Source organism: Janthinobacterium sp. FW305-129 (assembly GCF_020858115.1).
Taxonomy (GTDB): Bacteria; Pseudomonadota; Gammaproteobacteria; order Burkholderiales; family Burkholderiaceae_D; genus Janthinobacterium.
The window spans coordinates 50,167-71,097 of the sequence record NZ_JACYMM010000001.1; the positions used below are offsets into that span (position 1 = coordinate 50,167).

Sequence of the window (20,931 nt, forward strand, 5' to 3'; positions counted from 1 at the left end):
CCGCGCCTAGAACGAGTAGACCAGGGTCAGCGACGTTTGCGTATCCGTATTCTTCTTGTCGTCCGGTACGCGCGTGTCGTTGCGGGCGCTGAAGGCGGCCTTCATCTGCATGGTGCCGTTGATCTTCGTGCTGAGGGCCGTTTCGGCGATCGAGTGGGTGTTCGAGGTGCCCCGTTCCACGCTGACCGTCTGGGTGAACATGGCCGACTGGCTGATTTTCCACTTCATGGCGGCCGCGCCGCGCACCGTCAGGCCGTGTTCCGATTCGCCCGCGTCGTTGGTGCCGCTGAAATAGCCAGGACCGACTTCCACGTCGACGCTCTTGTCGCTCGACTGGTACCAGCGCGAGCCATGACCGACGGCCAGGGTCGAGTACTTGGTGTAGGCGCCGAACTTGTCATTCACGTGCGAGGCCAGCACGAACAGTTTTTCATGGTCGGCCATCAGCTTGTAGGCGGCCTTGGCGGAGGCGGAAAAGCGTTCGGCCGAGCGCTCGCGCACCTTCTTGCCGTCGTCGTCGGTAGTTTCGTCTTCCTTGAAGTAGCCGCTGAAGATGTACTGGTTGCTCCAGTCGTCGAGTTCCTGGCGCGCGTCGATCTTGCCCGTGACGGAGGTGCCGACCGTATTGCCCGAGGTGGTGATGGCGCCCAGTTCGGCGGAAGTGCTCCAGCTGCCGATGGGGATTTCATCGAACAGCATGCTTTGCTTGGTGTCCGCGGCGGCGGCGGCGCCGCAGGTGATGGCCATGGCCAGCGCCAGTGCGAGAGAGTGGGTCGATTTCATGGCTATATTTGTCTGTGGCGCGCGCCGGGCGTGCCTGATGTTCGTTAATGGCAGGGGTGGCGATGCAGGCCGCGGCAAGCCGGGCGGCGCCGATAAAACATGCGCGCGCGGGCGCGGCCAAACATTGTCGAGGCTGTATTGTACCCGACCCCGTCAACGTTCGCCGCACGCCCCGGCGCGCACGAATGCTGCTCTCTTGATTGCCCGATCCTGCACGCCGGGGCTGGCAAGTGGCGCGCGCCTGGCGTATGCTGCGCGTATTTGCTGCCTGATCTTACAAGGAATCCCCCGTGCGCTGCCTGGTCATCGAAGACGAAGCCGAAACTTCCCGTTACATTTGTGCCGGCCTGCGCGAAGCGGGCCACGACGTCACCTCTTGCGACAATGGCATCGACGGCATGCGCCTGGCCTGCGGCGAGGACTGGGATGCGCTGGTGCTCGACCGCCTGCTGCCCGGCGAGATCGACGGCCTGGCCATCGTCGCGCGCCTGCGCGGCATGGGCCGCAACACGCCCGTGCTGGTGCTGTCGGCCCTGTCCAGCGTCGACGAGCGCGTGCGCGGCTTGCGCAGCGGCGGCGACGATTATCTGTCGAAACCGTTCGCCATCGCCGAACTGCTGGCGCGCATCGAGGCGCTGCTGCGCCGCGCCGCGCCCGTGCCCGAATCGACGCAGCTGCAGGTGGCCGACCTGGTGCTCGACATGCGCACCATGCGCGTGACGCGCGCCAGCCGGCAAATCGCCTTGCAGCCGCGCGAATTTCGCCTGCTGGAATACCTGATGCGCCACCAGGGGCAGTCCGTCACGCGCGCCATGCTGCTCGAAGCCGTGTGGGACTACCATTTCGACCCGCAGACCAACGTCATCGACGTGCAGGTGAGCCGCTTGCGCACCAAGGTGGACAAGGAATTTTCGCCGCCGCTGATCCACACGGTGCGCGGCGTCGGCTACACCCTGGGCGTGCTCGACAGTGCGTAAGCTGCACCGCTCGATCGCGGCCCGGCTGGCGCTCGGCTATGGCGTGCTGGTGGTCGTGTCGATCAGCATCGTCTGCGCCGTGTTCTATTTCGGCACCATCGGCGTGCTCGATCGCAGCGTGGACCGCAAGCTTACCCTGCTCTCGGAGCGCCTCGCCGCGCTGTACGAACAGGGCGGCAGCAGCCGCACGACGGCGGAAATCGCCCATCTGCTGACGGACCGCACCGACAGCGACACGGAGATCTTCTTGCTGGTCGATGCCGATGGCCGCCGCGTGGCGGGCAACCTGTCGTCCTGGCCCGACCTGGGCAGCCCCGTGGGCCACCTGCTGCACCGCGACGTCACGCGCGAAGGCCGCAGGGTGCCCGCGCGCATGCTGATCCGCGACCTGGCGGGCGGCGCGCGCCTGTTCGTCGGGCGCGACATGGAAGAGGGCAAGTCGATCCGCACCCTGGTGCTGCGCTCGCTGGCCTATGGCGGCGGGGTGGCCATCCTGCTGGTGGTGGCGGGCGCCTGGCTGTTCCGCCGCCAGCTCGAGGCGCGCATCGGGCAGATCCGCCGCACGGCGGGGGAAATCGAGGCGGGCGACCTGAGCCGGCGCATTCCCGTCTCCAGCGAGGATGAATTCGGCTTGCTGAGCCGCGACATCAACCGCATGCTCGACCGCATCGAACACCTGATGGAAGGCGTGCGCCACGTGTCGAACGCCATCGCGCACGACTTGCGCACACCGCTGGGGCGCATCCGCAACAAGCTCGATGGCGCCTTGCGCCAGCAGCAGAGCGTGGCCGGCTACGAGAGCGCGGCGCAGGCGGCCATCGACGACATCGACGACCTGACGCGCGTGTTCGACAAGCTGCTGCAGATCGCGGCGGCCGAATCGGGCATGCGTCCCGAGAATTTCGACGACATTGACCTGCATCAGATCGGCGCCGACATCGTGGAAATGTATGAAGCGACGGCCGACGAGCAGGGCGTGCTGCTGGTGCAGATGTATGGCGACAGCGTGCCGGCGCGCGGCGACCGCAACCTGCTGGGCAGCGCCCTGGCCAGCCTGGTCGACAACGCCATCAAGTACGCGGGGCAGGGCGCCACGGTGGAAGTGTCGGCCGGCAGCGATGAGCAGGGCAGCTGGCTGGCCGTGCGCGACAACGGCCCCGGCGTGCCTGCCGGGGAATTGCCGAAGCTGACGCAGCGCTTCTACCGCCTCGACAAGAGCCGCCATTTGCCCGGCAATGGCCTTGGCCTGTCCATCGTGGCCGCCATCGCGGCCCTGCACGGCGGCAGCCTGGAGATCGAGGATGCGGCGCCGGGCCTGCGCCTGCGTTTGCGGCTGCCGCGCTAGTGTAGCCAGACGGCACATTACCAACTTGTAACCCCCTTCGTTTTCGCCTCCCCCTATCATCCCCTCTACCCGGCGTAGAGCGGCTGCGTGCGCGCGGCCGCCTGTTCCGGGCTGCCCGCGGCCTGCCGCGGTTTGTCTGTTCCGATCCGTCGCAGAGCCGTTTTCATGCCTACTTTTACCGCCACCGGCGACAACGCCGCGCCGCAACAGGCAGCACCGCGCCAGCATGGCCACCGCCTCAAGGCCGCGCTAGGCGCGCTGGTCTTCCCGCTGCAGCGCGCGCGCTGGCAAGCCTACATCGCCGGCACGCCGGGACTGGCGGCGCTGGCGCAAGCCCATCCCAGCCTGCTGTACAAGATTTACCGGCCCTACGCCAGCCGCCAGCTCGGTTGCGCGGCGCGCGTGGAGCTGCTGCGCGGGCATTACCGCTTCCTGTGGCAGGCGGGCGCCCGGCCGCTGGTGGAATACGCGGCGCGCCGCGCGCTGGTGCTGGCCGCCATCGAGGGCAAGGATGGCGCCACCTACCGCCTGCAGCTGACGGCCATCCACGACAGCCACCGCGAAGGGGAGCTGTGCCTGCGCCTGACGCGCGACGGCGTCTCGCTGTACCTGGCCAGTTTCCTGTTCCGGCCGCAGGCGGGAGGCGCCGCCATCCAGCTGGGCGCCTTGCAGGGCTTGCGCTCGCCCGCCGGCGCGCAGGCGGTGAAGGAAGCCACGCGGGCGCTGCACGGCTGCCGGCCGAAGAACCTGATGGTGGCCGCCTTGCGCGACCTGGGCGACTTTTTCGGCTGCGGCCACCTGGACCTGGTCAGCAACGCCAACCGCATCGCGCTGAACTGGCGCCGGCGCCGCCACATCTCCTGCGATTACGACCTGGCGTGGCGCGAACTGCATGCGCTGCCCACCGGCGACGGCAATTTCCGCCTGCCGTGCGGCCCTTGCCGCATGCCCGACCTGGAGCTGGTGCCGTCGAAAAAGCGGGCGGACGCGCGCCGCCGCGGCGCCATGCTGGTGCAGCTGGCGGCGGACATGCGCTGGCAAGTGGCGGCCCTGCTGCACGCGAAATGAAGGCGCAGGGCGGCATTTTTTGACCTGCGCGGCTTTTTTGCCGGCCAGCCCGGCGCAAGCGGCGCGATCGGCGTATACTTATCGGCGTTGTTAACCTGAAGCCAGTCACCCCATGCCAGCACACTACCCAACTTCGCGCATGCGCCGCCTGCGCGCGACCCCGCAACTGCGCGAGCTGTTCCGCGAAACCGAGATCATTCCGCGCGACCTGGTCCTGCCGATCTTCGTCGACGAAGGCAGCAGCGATTTCATCGACATCAAGTCCATGCCCGGCGTGCGCCGCATTCCCGAAGCGAAGCTGGCGCAGGAAATCGAGCGCTACGCGCGCGCCGGTTTGCGCTCCGTCATGACCTTCGGCATTTCGCACCACAAGGACAGCCACGGCACGGACACCCTGAACCCGGACGGCCTGGTGGCCCGCATGTCGCGCATCATCAAGGACGCCGTGCCGGAAATGGTGGTCATGTCCGACACCTGCTTCTGCGAATACACGGACCACGGCCATTGCGGCATCCTGCATGGCGACACGGTCGACAATGACAGCACGGTGCTCAACCTGGGCAAGCAGGCCGTCATCGCGGCCCAGGCGGGCGCCGACATCATCGCGCCATCGGCCGCCATGGATGGCCAGGTGGCGGCCATCCGCAGCGCGTTAGATGCGGCCGGCTTCCACGACACGCCCGTGATGGCGTATTCGACCAAGTTCGCCTCCGGCCTGTACGGTCCGTTCCGCGACGCGGCCGGCAGCACCCTGAAGGGCGACCGCAAGACCTACCAGATGGACCCGATGAACCGCCGCGAAGCGGTGCGCGAATCCTTGATCGACGAAGCCGAAGGCGCCGATGCGCTGATGGTCAAGCCGGCCGGCGCCTACCTCGACATCATCCGCGACCTGCGCGAAGTGACGCGTTTGCCGATCGGCGCCTACCAGGTCAGCGGCGAATACGCGATGATCAAGTTCGCCGCGCAAGCCGGCGCCATCGACGAGCGCCGCGTGGTGCAGGAAACCCTGGGCGCCATCAAGCGCGCGGGCGCGGACATGATCTTTACGTATTTCGCGATGGATGTGCTGAATAATCCGTATTGAGCCTTGTCTCTGGCGCGCAGCTAGCGTCCTTTTTTACCCCAAAGGCAAAGTCTGGGGTCGGACCCTCAGGGTCCGACCCCGGCATTTCCGCCGTTGGGTTCTTTCCGATTTCCCATGCCCCTGAAAATCTCCCGCATCCTGCACGCCGGCTATGTCTTCGAATGCGAAGGCACGGCCATCGCCTTCGACCCCATCGTCGAAAATCCGTTCAGCCGCAACTGCCACGCGTTTCCGTCCGTGCGCTTCGACCTCGACGCCGTGCGCCGGCTGCGCTGGGATGCTGTCTTCATTTCGCACTTCCACGACGACCACTGCTCGCTCGACAGCCTCGATGCGCTGGACCGCGCCACGCCCATTTATCTGTATTGCGTCTTCGACGAACTGTTCGCGATGCTCCGCGCGCTGGGGTTTGTCCACGTGCAGCGCCTGCAGGTGGACGTGCCCGTGCGGGTGGCCAGCATCGAGGTGATCCCGCGCCGGGCGCTCGATGACGATGTCGATTCGCTGTTCCAGGTGCGCGCCGCCGGCCTGAATGTGCTCAACGTCGTCGACTCCTGGATCGGCCCCGAAACATTGGAACAGCTGGCCGCGTTCGCGCCCTGGGACATGGTCTTGTGGCCGTTCCAGACCATGCGCGAGATCGCCGTCATCGCGCCGTCGCAGGCGCAGCCTGGCCCGGTCGAGCTGCCCGACGACTGGGTGCCGCAGCTGCGCGCGCTGGCGCCCCGTTACCTGGTGCCCAGTTCCTGCCAGTTCGTGCAGGAAGACTGGTCCTGGTACAACCACGCGATGTTCCCGATCACTTACCGCCGCTTTGCCGATGAAATGGGCGCCGCGCTGCCCGATGCGCACATCTTCCGCCTCGACCCGTCGACGTCCGTGCTGCTCGATGCGCACGGGGTGAGCGGCGCCGAACCCTTGCCCTGGGTGCTCCCCGTGGGGCCGCAGGACGTGGATTTCGACTACCGCCCCGACGCGCTTGCGCCCGCCACGGCGGACATCGCCCGCCGTTTCGCGCCCTTGAGCGCCGCCGACACGGCGCTGGTGCTCGATTTCTGCCGCAATGGTTTGCTTGAGCGCTACCGCGACATGGAACTGCCCGACGACAGCTACTTCCAGCAACCGCGCCTGTGGCGATTGTCGCTGTACGGCCATGACGGTGCGGCCACCATCCTGCATTACCGCACGCATGGCGACCTGATCGACCTGGTGCCCGCCACCGGCGAAGCGCCCGGCTGGACCACCGAAGTGCCGCTGGTGAAATGCCACGCGGCGCTGGTGTTGGGCGAATCGCTGACGTCGATGTACATGCGTATCAATGATGGTCCTTTCGATGCGGCCGCGCGGGCCGCACTGGAAGAGGCCGATATCGTCGACGACCCCTTGATCCGCTGCCTGTTCAACGACGCCATCGGCGCCTACCAGGCGGCGCAACTGAAGCGCTTGCTGGCCCGCTGAAGAAAACGCCGCGACAGGGTAAGATGGACGATACATACCAGTATCTCAGCTCAAGGAATGATCAACATGACACAAAACAACGAAACCGCGATCCTGGCCGGCGGCTGCTTCTGGGGCGTGCAAGACTTGCTGCGCCGCTATCCTGGCGTGATCGCCACGCGCGTGGGCTACAGCGGCGGCGACGTCGCCAACGCCACCTACCGCAACCACGGCACGCATGCGGAAGCGATCGAGATCATTTTCGACCCGACCGCCATCAGCTACCGCAAGATCCTGGAATTCTTCTTCCAGATCCACGACCCCAGCACGGAAGACCGCCAGGGCAACGACCGCGGCACCAGCTACCGTTCGGCCATCTTCTACACGAGTGAAGAACAGCGGCTGGTGGCAGAAGAGACCATCCGCGACGTCGACGCGTCCGGCCTGTGGCCCGGCAAGGTGGTGACGCAAGTGGCGCCGGCCGGCCCGTTCTGGGAAGCGGAACCAGAGCACCAGGATTATCTGCAGCGCTTGCCGCACGGCTACACCTGCCATTACATCCGGCCGGACTGGGTCTTGCCGCAGCGTCAACAATAAGCGCCGGGGGAGACGGCCATGCGCTATTGGCAGGTGGAACGGCGGCAGGCGGAAGGGCAGCTGGACCTGGGGCGCGCCCTCGATCTGGTGGCGGCCATCGGCCATGCCGACGTGAATGCCATGGCGGGCGCCATCCTGAAAACGGCCGGCACGGCCGCCTCCATCGCCCAGTGCACGATCTTTGCTTATGAATTCGGCAACCGGCCCCGCACGGTGGCCGTGGCCGACCGGCGGGGCGGGCGTTTCTTGCAGGATATCGCCGACAGCTACGCGCGCCATTACTATGCCCTCGACGGCAACCAGAGCGTCATCGCGCCGGCCCGCCAGCCGAAGCTGGACCCCGCCATCGTGCTGCACCAGCAAGCGAGCGACGAGATCCGCCATCCCGGCTACCGCGCCGTCTGTTATCAAAAGCCGAATGTCTCGGACCGGCTGTCGCTGCTGGTGCAGCCGGCCGGCGATATCTGGCTGTCCGTCAATTTCTACCGCGACAGCAGCCAGGGCCAGTTCCAGCCCGCCGAGATCGCCGGCATCGAAACCCTGTCGCCGCTATTCGCCCATGCCGTCAAGCATCATTACAGCTTGAAGGGGCAAGCCACGCAGGGCGTCGCGCCCATGCTGCTGGCCCGGCTGCGCCTGCATGGCCCGCAACTGAGCAAGCGCGAACTCGACGTGCTGCGCGGCGTGCTCGAGGGGCTGACGGCCGTGGAAATCGCCGAGACCATGGGCGTGCAGCCATCGAGCGTGATCACTTACCAGAAGCGCGCCTATAAGCGCCTGGGCATTTCCAGCCAGCGGCAACTGTTTGCGCTGTGCATGGCGCCAGCGCCTGTCTAATCCCTTGGACGTAGGGATGGCTCCGCCTTTTTGACAGTTTTAGCCGCGAAACGTCCCCAAAATGGGGACAGCCGCCGGCATCGTCGTCTGCATACTGTGTTGCAAGCCGGGATCACCCGGCCGCTCTCACCCAATAAAATCAACAAGGGGAGGGCGACACCTTATGGAGACAAGCATGCCCCCCGCCACACAAGCCACCACTGCGCCCGTCCTCGACGCGGCCACCGACCAAATGGAACAGCAGGTGATGTGCAAGGTATCGCGCCATCTGCTGGGTTTTCTGTTCCTGCTGTTCGTGTTTTCCTTTCTTGACCGCATCAATATCGGCTTCGCGGGCCTGACCATGATGCAAGACCTGGGCCTGTCCGGCACCCAGTTCGGCTTTGCCACCACCCTGTTTTACATCGCCTACATCGCTTGCAGCATCCCCAGCAACATCGTGCTGGCCCGCATCGGCGCCCGTAAATGGATAGGCAGCATGATGATCGCCTGGGGCCTGGCCTCGACGGCGACCCTGTTCGCCAGCGGCCCGGCCAGCCTGTATGCGCTGCGTTTTTTGGTGGGCGTGACGGAAGCGGGCTTTCTGCCCGGCATGCTGCTGTATCTGACCTACTGGTTTCCCAGCGCCTACCGGGCGCGCGCCAACGCCCTGTTCATGATCGCCATGCCTGTCACGGCCGCCATCGGTTCGGCCTTGTCCGGCCTGATCCTGGGGCTGGACGGCCACTGGGGCTTGAAGGGCTGGCAATGGCTGTTCTTTCTCGAAGGCATGCCTTCCGTGCTGCTGGGCCTGGCCGTGTATGGCTACCTCGACGACGCACCGGGCAAGGCGAGCTGGCTCACCAGGCTGGAGCAGCAGGTGCTGGCGCGCATGCTGGCAGCCGAGCAGAAACCTGTTGCGCCGCAGCAAAAAACGTCGGTGCTGACGGAAATGTGCTCGCCCACCGTGCTGAAATTCGGCGTCGCCTATTTTTGCCTGGTCAACACCCTGGCGATGGTGGCCGTGTGGACACCGCTGATCGTGAAAAGTTTCAATAGCAACGCCAGCAACACGCAAATCGGCTTGCTGGCCGCCATCCCGCAAGTGTGCACCGTGATCGGCATGATCGCCTGGGGCCGCCGCTCGGACCGCCTGCAGGAACGCCGCTGGCACATCGTCTGGCCCATGCTGCTGTCGGCGGCCGGCTGGCTGTTCACCGCGTATGCCGCCAACCCCATCGTGCAACTGCTGGGCGTGTGCATGGCCTCGACGGGCGCCTACACGGCCATGTCCGTCTTCTGGACGACGCCGGATCGTGCGCTGAGCCTGGGCGCGCGCGCCATCGGCATCGCCGTCATCAATGCCACGGGCAATATCGGCTCGGCCCTGAACCCCGTCGTCGTGGGCTGGCTGAAGGATTTCACGCACAGCTTTGCCACGGGCTTGCTGTACGCCAGCGTGCTGCTGGTGGCGGGCGCGGCCATCGTGCTGACCCTGCCGATTGCGCGCGCCGGCAAATAATATTGTTGAAGAGGAAACATCATGAGCGATACATTCCACCCTTATCCCCATGTGCCGAAAGTGTATCCGCCCGGCAAGCTTGTCGGCACCGGCACGCAGCACGTGCCCGTGCTGATCGTCGGCGGCGGTCCCGTGGGTCTGGCCACGGCCCTGGGCCTGGCGCGCCACGGCGTGCGCTCGGTGCTGATCGAGGCGGACGACGGCGTCTGCACGGGCAGCCGCGCCATCTGCATTTCGCGGCGCAGCCTGGAAATCATCGACCGCCTGGGCGCGCTCGACGGTTTTTTGAGTAAAGGCTTGCCGTGGGCGGGCGGGCGCAGCTTTTACCGCGACGAGGAAGTGCTGCACTTTACGATGCCGCAAGACGCGAACCAGAAATTGCCGCCGATGGTCAACCTGGCGCAATACCATATCGAGCAATTCCTGCTCGACGCGGCCGAACGCCAGCCGGAGCTGATTGATATCCGCTGGCAGACGCGCGTCACGGGCGTGCAGCAGCGCGCCGACGGCGCCACGGTCACGGTGGCCACGCCCGATGAAACCTACACCATCGACGCGGACTGGCTGGTGGCGGCCGATGGCGGGCGCAGCGCCGTGCGCGAGGCGCTGGGGCTCAAATTGCAGGGCACCAGCTATGAAGGGCGCTATGTGATCGTCGATATCCACCTGAAAAGCGGGCGTCCGGCGGAGCGCCTCGCATATTTCGACCCGCCGTCGAATCCCGGCTCGACCGTGCTGGTGCACAAGCAGCCCGACGATATCTGGCGCATCGATTACCAGCTGCGCGACGACGAGGATGCGCAGGCGGCCGTGCTGCTGGAAAACGTGGCGCCCCGCGTGGACAGCCTGCTGGCCATGATGGGAGAAACCGCCCCGTGGCATCCCGTGTGGATCACCATTTATAAAGCCAACGCCTTGACCCTGGAGAAATACCGGCACGGCGCCGTGCTGTTCGCGGGCGACGCGGCCCACCTGGTGCCCATCTTCGGCGTGCGCGGAGCCAATTCCGGCATCGACGACGCGGACAACCTGGCCTGGAAGCTGGCGTATGTCGTCAAGGGCCAGGCGCCGCAGGGTTTGCTGGACAGTTATTCGGACGAGCGCGTGTACGCCGCCCATGAAAACCTGCGCCACGGCACCAAAAGCACGGAATTCATGGCGCCGCCCACGTTCGCTTTCGAACTGATGCGCACGGCCGTGCTGGGCCTGGCGGGCAGGCATGCGCATGTGCGCTCGCTGATCAACCCGCGCCAGACCAGCGCCATCGCGTATGCGCAGTCGGCCCTGAATACGCCGGATAGCGAGGCGTTTGCCGCCGGCCCCGCGCCGGGCACGGTCTTGCCCGAGTGCCCGCTGGCGCTGCCGCACAACGGCGGGCAAAAAGCGCGGTATATTACCGATCTGGTGAAGCGCGCGGATGGCCATTTCTCGGGACTGTACTTCAGCGAGGATGGCGGCGTGCCCGCGGAACTGCTGGCGCTGGGCGACAGCTTGCCGCTGACGACCGTGGCGATCGCCCGCAGCGGGGAGCAAGGGGGCGCCTGGGACCACGCGGCGCAGGTATGCTCGCTGTTCGACGCGCAGCCCGGCACGTTTTATCTCGTGCGCCCGGATGGGCACGTGCTGGGACGCTGGCGCGAGGTGCGGGCGGGGCAGGTGGCGGCAGCGCTGGCGGCGGTCGGCATCGCCCAATCGAAGTAACAAGGAGACAACATGACCGATATCGAACTCGATAATCTATACACGGAGCTGTGCCACACCATGGGCGGCCTGGGCGAACAGCGTTCGCCCCTGTTCCTGGCCCGTTTCGCCTTGCTGGCCATGGGCGCCATCGGCCGGGCCGACGTGGTGCAGGGCTTGCTGCGCGACGCGGCCGACGGCCTGGCGGAGAGCGCATGATAGGCGCCGGCTACCAAAGCGGCTTCGGCAACGAATTTGCCACGGAAGCCATCGCCGGCGCCTTGCCGCAGGGGCAGAATTCGCCGCAGCGGGCGCCGCTGGGCCTGTATGCGGAACAATTGTCTGGCACGGCCTTCACGGCGCCGCGCGCGCAGAACCGGCGCTCGTGGCTGTACCGCATCCGTCCCGCCAGCCAGCATCCGCCGTTTACCTTGCTGCAAAATACGCGCATCGTCAGCGATTTCCACGCCATGCCGCCGACGCCGCCGAACCAGCTGCGCTGGGACCCGCTGCCGCTGCCCGACAACGCCACGGCCGTGGATTTCATCGACGGCTGGCAAACGATGGCCGGCAATGGCAGCGCCGAAGCGATGAGCGGCTGCGCCATTCACGTCTACGCGGCCAACCGCTCGATGCAGCGCTTCTTTTACTCGGCCGACGGCGAATTGCTGGTCGTGCCGCAGGAGGGAAGGCTGGCGATTGCCACGGAACTGGGCTTGATCGAGCTGGAACCGCAGGAAATCGCCGTGATCCCGCGCGGCGTGCGCTTCCGCGTGACCCTGCCGGACGGCCAGGCGCGCGGCTATGTGTGCGAAAACTTCGGCACGGCTTTCCGCTTGCCGGACATGGGGCCGATCGGCTCGAACGGCCTGGCCAACAGCCGCGACTTCCTCACGCCGCACGCGGCGTATGAGGATATCGACGGCGAATGCGAACTGCTGGCCAAGTTCGGCGGCCACCTGTGGCGCACCACGCTCGACCATTCGCCGCTGGACGTGGTGGCCTGGCACGGCAATTACGCGCCCTACAAATACGATTTGCGCCGCTTCAATACCATCGGCTCGATCAGCTACGACCATCCCGACCCGTCGATCTTCCTCGTGCTGCAGGCGCCGAGCGAAAACCCGCTGTTCGGCGCCATCGACTTCGCCATCTTCCCGCCGCGCTGGCTGGCGGCCGAACATACCTTCCGCCCGCCCTGGTTCCACCGCAACGTGGCCAGCGAATTCATGGGGCTGATCCATGGCGTGTACGACGCCAAGGCGGCCGGTTTCGTGCCGGGCGGCGCCAGCCTGCACAACTGCATGTCCGGCCACGGCCCCGATGCGCAGACGTTTGAGAAGGCCTCGCACAGCGACACGTTCGCGCCCGTGAAAGTGGGCGACACCATGGCTTTCATGTTCGAGACGCGCACCATCCTCAAGCCCACGCCGTTCGCGCTGGACGGCGGCTTGCTGCAAAGCGACTATTTCGAATGCTGGCAAGGCTTGCGCAAGCATTTTGATCCGGATCAAGCCTAGTCTAGCCTTGCTCAGGCTGCCCGCGCCCGCGCCCGCGCCCGCGCCCGCGCCCGCCCCCGCCCCAGCGTATGCGGGTTGGCGGGCCGCGCCAGTCCCAGGTGGCCGCGCAGGGTGCTGGCCGCATACTCGGTGCGGAACAGGCCGCGCCGCTGCAGTTCCGGCACCACCAGCCGCGTAAAGTCCTCGAAGCCTTGCGGCAGCAGGGGCGGCACGACGTTGAAGCCGTCCGCGCCCCGTTCCACGAACCACTGCTCCATCACGTCGGCCACCGTCCTGACGGAGCCGATCGCTTGCAGGTGGCCGCGCGCCACGCGAAAGCGCAGCACCAGCTGGCGCAAGGTCAGGTGCTCGCGGCGGGCCAGCTCCAGCTGCTGTTGAAAACGTCCCTTGCCGTTGTCGCCCGCCTGGTAGGGCAGGTCGGGCAGGGGGCCGTCGAGCGGATAGCCGGACAAGTCGAAGCCGCCAAATTCCAGCTTGCTGAAGTCGACCAGCGCCTGCAGCTCGCCAAACTGGTCCTGCGCCTCCTGGTCCGACTCCGCCACCACGACGGACAGGCCTGGAGTGACTTTCAATTGATCTTTGGCGCGGCCATATTTCGCCATGCGACCTTTCACGTCCGCGTAATACGCCTGCGCCACGGGCAGCGAGGTGGCGGAGCAGTACACCATTTCGGCCAGCCGTGCGGCAAATTCGCGGCCCGTCTCGGAATTGCCCGCCTGGACCAGCACGGGGTGGCCCTGCACGGGGCGGGGCAAGTCCAGCAAGCCTTGCGAGGCGAAATACTCGCCCCGGAAATCGAGCGCATGGCCCGCCGCCGGCTGGTAGAACTGGCCGCCGGCGCGGTCTGGCCGGTCGAAGGCAGCGTCGTCCCAGCTGTCCCACAGGGCCTTGGACAGGGCGACGAATTCATCGGCGCGAGCATAGCGCTGCGCGTGGCTGCGCGGCGCATCGATGCCGAAATTGCGCGCCGTATGCTCGGCGAACGAGGAAACGACGTTCCAGCCCGCGCGCCCGCCGCTCAGGTGGTCGAGCGAACTGAATTTGCGCGCCACGTGATACGGGTGCTCGTAATTCGTGTTGACGGTGGCGATCAGGCCGATGTGGCTGGTGACGGCGGCAATCGCCGACAGCAGCGTGAAGGGTTCGAACGGCAGGCCGATGGCGGCGCGGCCCGTGTCCGGCGTGACGTCGCCCGAGCGGCCGATGAAGTCGGCGATGAAAAAGCTGTCGAACCTGGCCGCCTCGGCCAGCCTGGCGGCGCGCAGCCACCAGGCCAGGTCGGGCCGTCCGCTGGCGCTGGCGGATGGATGGCGCCAGGCGGCCGGATGGTGGCCGTGGCGCTGCAAAAAGACGTTCAGGACGAGCTGGCGTGCTGGCATGGGGGAAGCTCCGTGGTGGGGTGGCAACATGATCTGCGTCAATGCCGATGCAAGCTTCGGGCCAGCAAGGGGCCAGCGCCCGCATATGCAAAATCCGGATAAGCTAGCGCGGCACCATTCGTTCACGCCTGCAGATGGCGCGCGGTATAGTCGGCCCATGGAACTCTTAGCCCACAATTTCAGCAGCGATTTCGCGCGCAGCGCCCACCTTGCCCGTGGCGCCAGCGCCGACGATGATGGTGCGCTCGTCGCCTTCCGCGACCCGCAGCAAATGAGCTTGCTGGTGCGCGCCACAGCCTTTGTCTTTGCCGACCCCCGTTCGCGCCAGTTGCATGAACTGATCGAACGCATCGCGCCCAGCGAGGCGACGGTGCTGATCACGGGCGAGACGGGGACGGGAAAAGAGCTGATTGCGCGCCACGTGCACGGCTTGAGCGGGCGCGCCGAGCAGACTTTCGTGGCGATCAACTGCGGCGCGTTTTCCGAAACCCTCGTCGAGAGCGAACTGTTTGGCTATGAAAAGGGCGCATTTACGGGCGCGCAGCAGGGCAAACCGGGCTGGTTCGAGACCGCCAGCGGCGGCACCCTGTTCCTCGACGAGATCGGCGATTTGCCGCTGGCGATGCAGGTCAAGCTGCTGCGCGTGCTGCAGGAGCGCGAAGTGGTGCGCCTGGGCGCGCGGCGCGCCATCCCCATCGACGTGCGCCTGATCGCCGCCACGAACGTGGACCTGGCCGAAGCCGTGCGGGCCGGGCGCTTCCGCGAAGACCTGTATTACCGGCTGCAGGTGATCGGCCTGCCGCTGCGGCCCCTGCGCGAACGCCCGGGCGACATCATGCCGCTGACGCGCCACTTCATGGCCATCTATGCGCAGCGCCTGCACCTGGGCGAGGTCGAGCTGGACCTTGATGCGCAACAAGCCTTGCTGGCCTATCCATGGCCGGGAAATATCCGCGAACTGGAAAACGTCATCCACCGCGCGCTGCTCGTCTGCCGCAGCGGCGTCGTGCGCGCCGAGGACCTGAGCTTGTCGGGCTGGCACCGCGCTCCGGCGCCCGCGTCCGCCCCTGTACCCGTGCCGGACGCCTGGGCCGGCGGCGCCGACATCGCCTACGCGGCCCACGGCGCAGCGGGCCAGGACGATTTATTGGCCACCGAGCGCTTTGCCCGCGCCTGGCAAGCCTTGCTCGACTCGGGCGAGGCCGTGGAATTCGAAGCGATACAGCAGGAACTGGTGCGCGCCGCGTGGGAGCGCAATGAGCGCAACCAGGTGCGCACGGCGAAACACCTGAACCTGAGCCGCAACATCCTGCGCACTTTCCTGAAAAAGGCGGGCGCCATCGACTAATCCTGCACTTCAATCCTGAAGCCGGACCCGCAGCGCTGCGGCTCCGGCTTTTTTCATGGCTGCTGCGCGCGCAGCACGCTGCTGCCATGGGTGCAGCTGATTGCTGCCAAATCAACAGAGAATGGCGCTGGCGGACCCACGGGGCATGGCATGTTTTCTGCGAGGAGGGAAGGGCAGGCCGCTGCGCCAATGTGCAGCGGTGTTTTCTTCGACCCACGACAGGAGTCCATGCATGACCATCGAATTCATCTGGCAATTGCCCACCAGCGGCGACGGCCGTTATGCGGCGCCCGGCATCACGCGCCGGGGCGAACTGGCCGCTGGCGCGCCCAGCCCCCTGCAGGCGGGCGTGAGCGACCCGCGCGGCGCGCGTCCGCCCTTCACTTACTTCGACTACCTGCACCAGATCGCCCGCGCGGCCGACCTTTCCGGCTTCGACGGCATCCAGATACGCCACGATACGCAGGGCGATGAAAGCTGGATCGTCGCGGGGTATTTGGCCCGCAGCACGCGCCACCTGAAGCTGATCGCCGAATTCGACGCGGCCTGGGGTTCGGCCGTGTACGCGGCGAAGAACGCCGTCAGCTTCCAGCGCTTCACGGGCGGGCGCTTCGCCTGGCAGATCGGGCACGGCGGCGATGCGGCAGCGCGCCGCCGCCAGGGCGATGCGGCGCCCGACGCCGACATTCTGCCCCGCATCGATGAATTCATCACGGTGGCGCGCGGCGTGCAAAGTACGTCGCCGTTCAGCTTCAAGGGCAGGTTCTTCGAAGTGCAGGATGGCGGCTTCAAGGGTCCGCTGGCGGACCACCCCGTCAACGGCATCTACCTGACGGGCGACAGCCCCGAGGCGCTGGCCTTGTCGGCGCGCCAGGCCGACGTGCACGTCTTCGATGCGGCGCCCGTGGCGGACTTGCAGCCTTCCATCGGCAGCCTGCAAGCGCAGGCGCGCCAGCTGGGCCGCGCCGTGGCGGCGGGTTTGCGCATCGACGTGCTGGCCCGTGAAACGTTCGACGAAGCCTTGCGCGACGCCCGGCGCTACCGCAGCGGCGCCGGGCTACCTGACGATGCGCCCTTCGATGACCGTGCCGCCGCCTTCTGGCCCGGCTTTGCGCAAGCGCAGACGGGCGCCCACGGCGCCCTCGTCGGCAGCTATGCGCAGGTGGCCGCCGCGCTGCAAGCGTACGCGCAGGCCGGAGTTTCCAGCTTCGTGCTGGCGGCCATCCCCCATTTCGAGGAAGCCTACCGCATCGGCGAACACGTATTGCCAGCCTTGCGCGCATCGTTGACGGCATCCGCGCTGCAAGCGGCTTGAATCCACATTATTTGAAGGAGTACCCCTGATGGCAATCGATTTTTTCTGGCGCATCCCCACGCATGGCGAACCGGGTTCGCACCGCGCCCGCACGCCGTTTCGCGGCGACTGGTTCCCCGGCAATGACAACCTGCGCCAGGCCGGTCTCGGTGGCGGCGGCGCCGACGGTTTTACGTATATCGACTACCTGGCGGAGATCGCCCGGGCGGCCGAACTATCGGGCTTCCAGGGCGGCCTGATCCCGTCCTTTCCCATGACGGATGAACCATGGGCCATTTCCGCACTGCTGGCGCGCGAGACGCGCACCTTCCGCTTCATGATCCCGTTCCAGCCCGGCTTTCTGAACCCCGTGGTGGCCGCGCGCATGACGGCCAGCCTGCAGCGGGCCACGGGCGGGCGCGCCCTGTACAACGTCATCACGGGCGGCGGCGGCCCGGCGCAGCTGTGGTGGGGCGATGCGGCCGGCCACGACGACCGCTACACGCGCACGACGGAATTCCTCGACGTGGTGCGCGGCGTGTGGCGCGGCGGGCCGTTTTCCTACCAGGGCAAGTTCTATCAGGTGGAAGACGCGGGCCTGGCCACGCCGTTGTCGGAGCAGGACTTCCCCGAGATCTATTTTTCCGGTTCCTCCGACGCGGCCCTCGGTTCGGCCTCGAAGCACGCCGATTACTACCTGACGTGGCTGGAACCGTTCGAGCAGCTGCGCGAAAAATTCGCCCGTGTGCATGAAAGGACGGCGCTGCTGGGGCGCAAGATCAAGTGCGCCGTGCGCGTCGACATCGTTGCCCGCGCCACGGAGGAAGAGGCGTGGGACGAGGTGCGCAAGGGTTTTGACGCCGTCGATGCCGCCACCCTGCGCCAGTTCCTCGGTGCCGATGGCGGCGACTCCGTGGGCGCGGCGCGCCAGCGCGGCAACCGCCCGACTACCTTGAACAGCTACAAGGACTTGATCACGGCGCCGAACATCTGGTCCGGTTTTAATCTGCTGCGCGGCGGGCAGACGCAGGGCATCGTCGGCAGCTACCAGCAGGTGGCCGAACGCCTCGATGAACTGGTGCAACTGGGCGCCGACGCCTTCATCCTGGCCAGCACGCCGCACCTGGAAGAAGCGTACCGCGTGGGCGAGGAAGTGCTGCCCCTCGTGCGCGGCCACACGGCGGCACTGCTGCGCGCCGCCTGATCCTTTCCCCTGTTGCCGCGACAGCAGCGCCACCGCCTGCTGTCGCGCAGGCAGCACGCGGCACCGGCGCTGCTGCCAAATCAACAGCGCTATCATGACGATAGTCTTCCTTTGAAATCAAATACTTACGTTCTGTTTTGCTGCGCTGCGGCAGCGGGCATGCGCCTTGCAATACTGGTCATCACCATCTCGCGTTTTGACTTTACTCAAGGATAATCACCCATGCGCCGTTCGACTGCTCCCGCCGACTCTTCCCCATTTCCTTTCCACCTGACGCCAGTGCGCCGCGCGCTGCGCTCGGCCTTCGCCATCGGCGGCCTGATGCTCGCCCCAGGTCTGGCCCATGCGGAAACGCCTGGCGCCGATGTCATTGCCGCGGCCGACGCGAATGGCGCCGGCGAGGGAGCCTCGCTGCAATCGGTGACGGTGACGGCGCAAAAGCGCGAGGAATCGGCACAGAAGGTGCCCAGCGCGATCACGGTGTTAGGCGGCAAGGAGCTGCTCGACACGGGCATCGGCCGCTCGGCCAGCGAAATCCTCAATTACGTGCCGAATGCTTCGGCCGGCACGCAGCAGCACGGCCGCCCGCGCTGGTGGATACGCGGCGTGGGCGCGGGCCAGCAGCAGGTGGACTTTCCGAATCCCGTCGGCTTCTACCTCGATGACGTCTACATCAGTAATTCCAGCGCCACGGGCTTTCCCCTGTTCGACCTGGACCGGGTGGAAGTGCTGCGCGGCCCGCAAGGCACCCTGTGGGGCAAGAACACGACGGGCGGCGCCATCAACGTGATCTCGCGCAAACCCTCGTTCAAATCCAGCGGCTACGCCAAGCTTGACTACGGCAGCTACGACACCAAGCTGGCCGAAGGCGCCATCGGCGGCGCGCTGGTCGACGAGGTGCTGGCGGGGCGCTTGTCCTTCCACACGGAGCAGCAGGACAAGGGCCGCTTCCACAACCAGTTTACGGGCGAGCGCGATGGAAAACTCAAGGACAGCGCCATCCGCGGCCAGCTCAAGGCCCTGATCGGGCGCGACCTGACGGCGAATCTGAACCTGCATTACCGCGACTACACGACCAAGGGCGCCACCACGACCGTGGCCAGCTATGGCGCCAATGGCGTTTACCGCAACGGCTACGTCCCCAGCACGAATCCCGACGACGTCAGCACGAATGCGCCGGCCGACAGCGACGTGCAACAGGGCGGCGCCCAGCTGAACCTCGAATATGCGCTGGGCGAGCTGACCCTCACTTCCATCACGGGCTATGAAAATTTCAGGAACGAAGCCACGGGCGACAGCGACAATACGCCGCTGGAAGTGGGCCGCAGTCGTTCCAAGGCCAGCAGCCGGCAAGTGTCGCAGGAGCTGCGCCTGACGTCTCCGCAGAACGGCGCCGTGAGCTGGGTGGCGGGTCTGTTCTACTTCAATGAAAAGATCGATGCCGATTCGGCTGGTGCGCGCCTGCCCAACGGCACCGTGCCGGCGCTGGCGGGCAGCACGCAGCCCGTCGGCTACAACCGCACCATCTATCGGCACAAGGCGCGCAGCGCGGCCATCTTCGGCAGCACCACCGTCAACTTCAGCGAGCAGCTGCTGTCCACGTTCGGCTTGCGCTGGACGACGGAAACCAAGGACCTGGACTTGCAGCGCGTGCAGGCCGTCTCGAACACGGTGACGTTCGGCGATGCGGCCAACTGGTGGAACACGGTCCGGGGCGGCAATTACACGGCCGCCTCCGTGGCCAACAACAATTTCACGTCGAATCCATCGACCACGTGGAACGCGCTGACGTATGACGTGACGCCCGAATACCGCTTCAGCCGCACCCTGCGCGGCTACCTGAAGTACGCGCACGGCATCAAGTCCGGCGGCTACAACACCAGCGCCACGGACGTGCGGGCGCTGAACGCGGTGAAGCCGGAAACCCTGAACTCGTTCGAGGCGGGCATCAAGTCCGAATGGCTGGACGGGCGCCTGAACTTCAACGCCAACGTTTTTCACTATGATTACAAGAACGTGCAGGTGAATATCACGGGCGTGTACAACGGCGACCCCACGCAAAGCGTCAATTACCTGCAGAACGTGCGCAAGGCCCACGTCAACGGCGCGGAATTCGAGATCGAGGCGCAGCCGACGGACAACCTGCACGTCAATGCCAACCTGGGCCTGCTGCGCACGGAATTCGACGATTTCGCCATCCAGAACAATGGCGGCGACCGCTCCGGCAACGAATTCGTGCGCTCGCCCCACGTGACGGCCCTGCTGGCGGCCGACTACCGCTACCCGCTGGGCAATGGCGCGCAACTGGTCTTCAGCGGCGACGTGCGCTACACGTCGAAGCAGTACTACTATGTCGACCCGCAAAATGCTGCGCGCGACCTGCTGAACCAGGGCGGCTTCGCGCTGGCCAACGCCCGCCTGTCGTACGTGCTCCCGGGCGGCAAGCAGCGCATCACGGCGTATGCGAACAACCTGGCCGACAAGGTCTACCGCAACCACACGCTTACCAGCTTCGTGCCCGGCGCCGTCAATGGCGACACGGTGATCATCGGCCAGGGCCGCACGGTGGGCGCGTCGTACACGCTGCAGTTCTGACCGCGCAGGGCAGAGGCAGGGGCGATATGCTATAGTCGCCGGGCATGGCTGCCGCACCCGCTGCGCTGGCCATGCAACGTTCTCAGGGCGGGGTGCGATTCCCCACCGGCGGTAATGGCATGCGTGCCTAGCCCGCGAGCGCTTGCCGGCACGGTCTTCGGGCCATGACGGCAAGGTCAGCAGACCTGGTGTGATTCCGGGGCCGACGGTATAGTCCGGATAAAGAGAGAGCGGGATGGCATCATTGTGTCGACGCCGGCATCCGCCCGGCGCATGGAC

17 protein-coding genes and 1 riboswitch are annotated in these 20,931 nt (G+C 66.3%); of the genes, 15 read left to right on the top strand and 2 right to left on the bottom strand.

What is annotated here, in order from left to right; genetic code table 11:
* Window positions 1-6: 6 nt before the first annotated feature.
* On the bottom strand, window positions 7-783 hold the full coding sequence (locus tag IGS61_RS00190) for a DUF481 domain-containing protein (RefSeq protein ID WP_230537478.1): 777 nt from the start codon (window positions 781-783) through the stop codon (window positions 7-9).
* A 290-nt stretch (window positions 784-1,073) separates the two neighbouring features.
* Here IGS61_RS00190 and IGS61_RS00195 point away from each other — a divergent pair, with 290 nt between their 5' ends.
* The 11 genes from IGS61_RS00195 to hmgA all read left to right on the top strand — a co-directional run bounded on the left by IGS61_RS00195 (window position 1,074) and on the right by hmgA (window position 12,832).
* A complete protein-coding gene (locus IGS61_RS00195; RefSeq protein WP_070291437.1) occupies window positions 1,074-1,760 on the top strand; it encodes a winged helix-turn-helix domain-containing protein in 687 nt (228 codons plus the stop codon).
* Window positions 1,753-3,105 carry a sensor histidine kinase gene (locus IGS61_RS00200; protein ID WP_230537479.1) on the top strand — a complete coding sequence of 451 codons (1,353 nt, stop codon included), beginning with the start codon at window positions 1,753-1,755 and terminating at the stop codon, window positions 3,103-3,105. Before IGS61_RS00195 ends, IGS61_RS00200 begins: the two co-directional genes overlap by 8 nt.
* A 165-nt stretch (window positions 3,106-3,270) precedes the next feature.
* On the top strand, window positions 3,271-4,173 hold the full coding sequence (locus IGS61_RS00205) for a VirK/YbjX family protein (protein ID WP_230537480.1): 903 nt from the start codon (window positions 3,271-3,273) through the stop codon (window positions 4,171-4,173).
* 112 nt (window positions 4,174-4,285) lie between these two features.
* Window positions 4,286-5,260 carry a porphobilinogen synthase gene (gene hemB / locus IGS61_RS00210; protein WP_230537481.1) on the top strand — a complete coding sequence of 325 codons (975 nt, stop codon included), beginning with the start codon at window positions 4,286-4,288 and terminating at the stop codon, window positions 5,258-5,260.
* Between the two features lie 114 nt (window positions 5,261-5,374).
* The gene (locus tag IGS61_RS00215) at window positions 5,375-6,718 is read left to right on the top strand and encodes an MBL fold metallo-hydrolase (protein ID WP_230537482.1); all 1,344 of its coding nucleotides are present in this window, start codon (window positions 5,375-5,377) and stop codon (window positions 6,716-6,718) included.
* A 66-nt stretch (window positions 6,719-6,784) separates the two neighbouring features.
* Window positions 6,785-7,294, top strand: coding sequence for a peptide-methionine (S)-S-oxide reductase MsrA (gene msrA / locus IGS61_RS00220; RefSeq protein WP_230537483.1), 510 nt, complete (start codon window positions 6,785-6,787; stop codon window positions 7,292-7,294).
* An 18-nt stretch (window positions 7,295-7,312) separates the two neighbouring features.
* Window positions 7,313-8,131 carry a helix-turn-helix domain-containing protein gene (locus IGS61_RS00225; protein ID WP_230537484.1) on the top strand — a complete coding sequence of 273 codons (819 nt, stop codon included), beginning with the start codon at window positions 7,313-7,315 and terminating at the stop codon, window positions 8,129-8,131.
* Between the two features lie 175 nt (window positions 8,132-8,306).
* Window positions 8,307-9,632: an MFS transporter gene (locus IGS61_RS00230; RefSeq protein ID WP_230537485.1), complete on the top strand. Its 1,326-nt coding sequence runs from the start codon at window positions 8,307-8,309 to the stop codon at window positions 9,630-9,632.
* A gap of 21 nt (window positions 9,633-9,653) precedes the next feature.
* A complete protein-coding gene (locus tag IGS61_RS00235) occupies window positions 9,654-11,333 on the top strand; it encodes an FAD-dependent oxidoreductase (protein WP_230537486.1) in 1,680 nt (559 codons plus the stop codon).
* Between the two features lie 12 nt (window positions 11,334-11,345).
* Complete coding sequence (locus IGS61_RS00240; RefSeq protein WP_230537487.1) at window positions 11,346-11,531, top strand: hypothetical protein; 186 nt, start codon at window positions 11,346-11,348, stop codon at window positions 11,529-11,531.
* The gene (gene hmgA / locus IGS61_RS00245) at window positions 11,528-12,832 is read left to right on the top strand and encodes a homogentisate 1,2-dioxygenase (protein ID WP_230537488.1); all 1,305 of its coding nucleotides are present in this window, start codon (window positions 11,528-11,530) and stop codon (window positions 12,830-12,832) included. Before IGS61_RS00240 ends, hmgA begins: the two co-directional genes overlap by 4 nt.
* An 11-nt stretch (window positions 12,833-12,843) precedes the next feature.
* Here hmgA and IGS61_RS00250 read toward each other — a convergent pair whose 3' ends face one another.
* Window positions 12,844-14,211, bottom strand: coding sequence for an LLM class flavin-dependent oxidoreductase (locus IGS61_RS00250; protein ID WP_230537489.1), 1,368 nt, complete (start codon window positions 14,209-14,211; stop codon window positions 12,844-12,846).
* A gap of 157 nt (window positions 14,212-14,368) precedes the next feature.
* Between IGS61_RS00250 and IGS61_RS00255 the strand changes: the two genes are divergently transcribed.
* The 4 genes from IGS61_RS00255 (at window position 14,369) to IGS61_RS00270 (ending at window position 20,652) form a co-directional block, all read left to right on the top strand.
* Complete coding sequence (locus IGS61_RS00255) at window positions 14,369-15,559, top strand: sigma-54 interaction domain-containing protein (protein ID WP_329958027.1); 1,191 nt, start codon at window positions 14,369-14,371, stop codon at window positions 15,557-15,559.
* A 232-nt stretch (window positions 15,560-15,791) separates the two neighbouring features.
* Window positions 15,792-16,874 carry an LLM class flavin-dependent oxidoreductase gene (locus IGS61_RS00260; RefSeq protein WP_230537490.1) on the top strand — a complete coding sequence of 361 codons (1,083 nt, stop codon included), beginning with the start codon at window positions 15,792-15,794 and terminating at the stop codon, window positions 16,872-16,874.
* A gap of 28 nt (window positions 16,875-16,902) precedes the next feature.
* A complete protein-coding gene (locus tag IGS61_RS00265; protein ID WP_230537491.1) occupies window positions 16,903-18,057 on the top strand; it encodes an LLM class flavin-dependent oxidoreductase in 1,155 nt (384 codons plus the stop codon).
* Between the two features lie 222 nt (window positions 18,058-18,279).
* Entirely contained in the window at window positions 18,280-20,652 is a 2,373-nt protein-coding gene (locus tag IGS61_RS00270) for a TonB-dependent receptor (protein ID WP_230537492.1), read from the top strand.
* 74 nt (window positions 20,653-20,726) lie between these two features.
* Window positions 20,727-20,888: riboswitch (FMN riboswitch) on the top strand.
* Window positions 20,889-20,931: the final 43 nt, after the last annotated feature.

What these genes read in the sequence shown, in the direction of transcription:
- IGS61_RS00270 (WP_230537492.1), top strand. Translation starts at nt 18,280, where the DNA reads ATGCGCCGTTCGACTGCTCCCGCCGACTCTTCCCCATTTCCTTTCCAC.
- IGS61_RS00255 (WP_329958027.1), top strand. Translation starts at nt 14,369, where the DNA reads ATGGAACTCTTAGCCCACAATTTCAGCAGCGATTTCGCGCGCAGCGCC.
- IGS61_RS00215 (WP_230537482.1), top strand. Translation starts at nt 5,375, where the DNA reads ATGCCCCTGAAAATCTCCCGCATCCTGCACGCCGGCTATGTCTTCGAA.
- IGS61_RS00240 (WP_230537487.1), top strand. Translation starts at nt 11,346, where the DNA reads ATGACCGATATCGAACTCGATAATCTATACACGGAGCTGTGCCACACC.
- IGS61_RS00235 (WP_230537486.1), top strand. Translation starts at nt 9,654, where the DNA reads ATGAGCGATACATTCCACCCTTATCCCCATGTGCCGAAAGTGTATCCG.
- IGS61_RS00190 (WP_230537478.1), bottom strand. Translation starts at nt 783, where the DNA reads ATGAAATCGACCCACTCTCTCGCACTGGCGCTGGCCATGGCCATCACC.
- IGS61_RS00265 (WP_230537491.1), top strand. Translation starts at nt 16,903, where the DNA reads ATGGCAATCGATTTTTTCTGGCGCATCCCCACGCATGGCGAACCGGGT.
- IGS61_RS00250 (WP_230537489.1), bottom strand. Translation starts at nt 14,211, where the DNA reads ATGCCAGCACGCCAGCTCGTCCTGAACGTCTTTTTGCAGCGCCACGGC.
- IGS61_RS00230 (WP_230537485.1), top strand. Translation starts at nt 8,307, where the DNA reads ATGCCCCCCGCCACACAAGCCACCACTGCGCCCGTCCTCGACGCGGCC.
- IGS61_RS00225 (WP_230537484.1), top strand. Translation starts at nt 7,313, where the DNA reads ATGCGCTATTGGCAGGTGGAACGGCGGCAGGCGGAAGGGCAGCTGGAC.
- msrA (WP_230537483.1), top strand. Translation starts at nt 6,785, where the DNA reads ATGACACAAAACAACGAAACCGCGATCCTGGCCGGCGGCTGCTTCTGG.
- hemB (WP_230537481.1), top strand. Translation starts at nt 4,286, where the DNA reads ATGCCAGCACACTACCCAACTTCGCGCATGCGCCGCCTGCGCGCGACC.
- IGS61_RS00260 (WP_230537490.1), top strand. Translation starts at nt 15,792, where the DNA reads ATGACCATCGAATTCATCTGGCAATTGCCCACCAGCGGCGACGGCCGT.
- IGS61_RS00205 (WP_230537480.1), top strand. Translation starts at nt 3,271, where the DNA reads ATGCCTACTTTTACCGCCACCGGCGACAACGCCGCGCCGCAACAGGCA.
- hmgA (WP_230537488.1), top strand. Translation starts at nt 11,528, where the DNA reads ATGATAGGCGCCGGCTACCAAAGCGGCTTCGGCAACGAATTTGCCACG.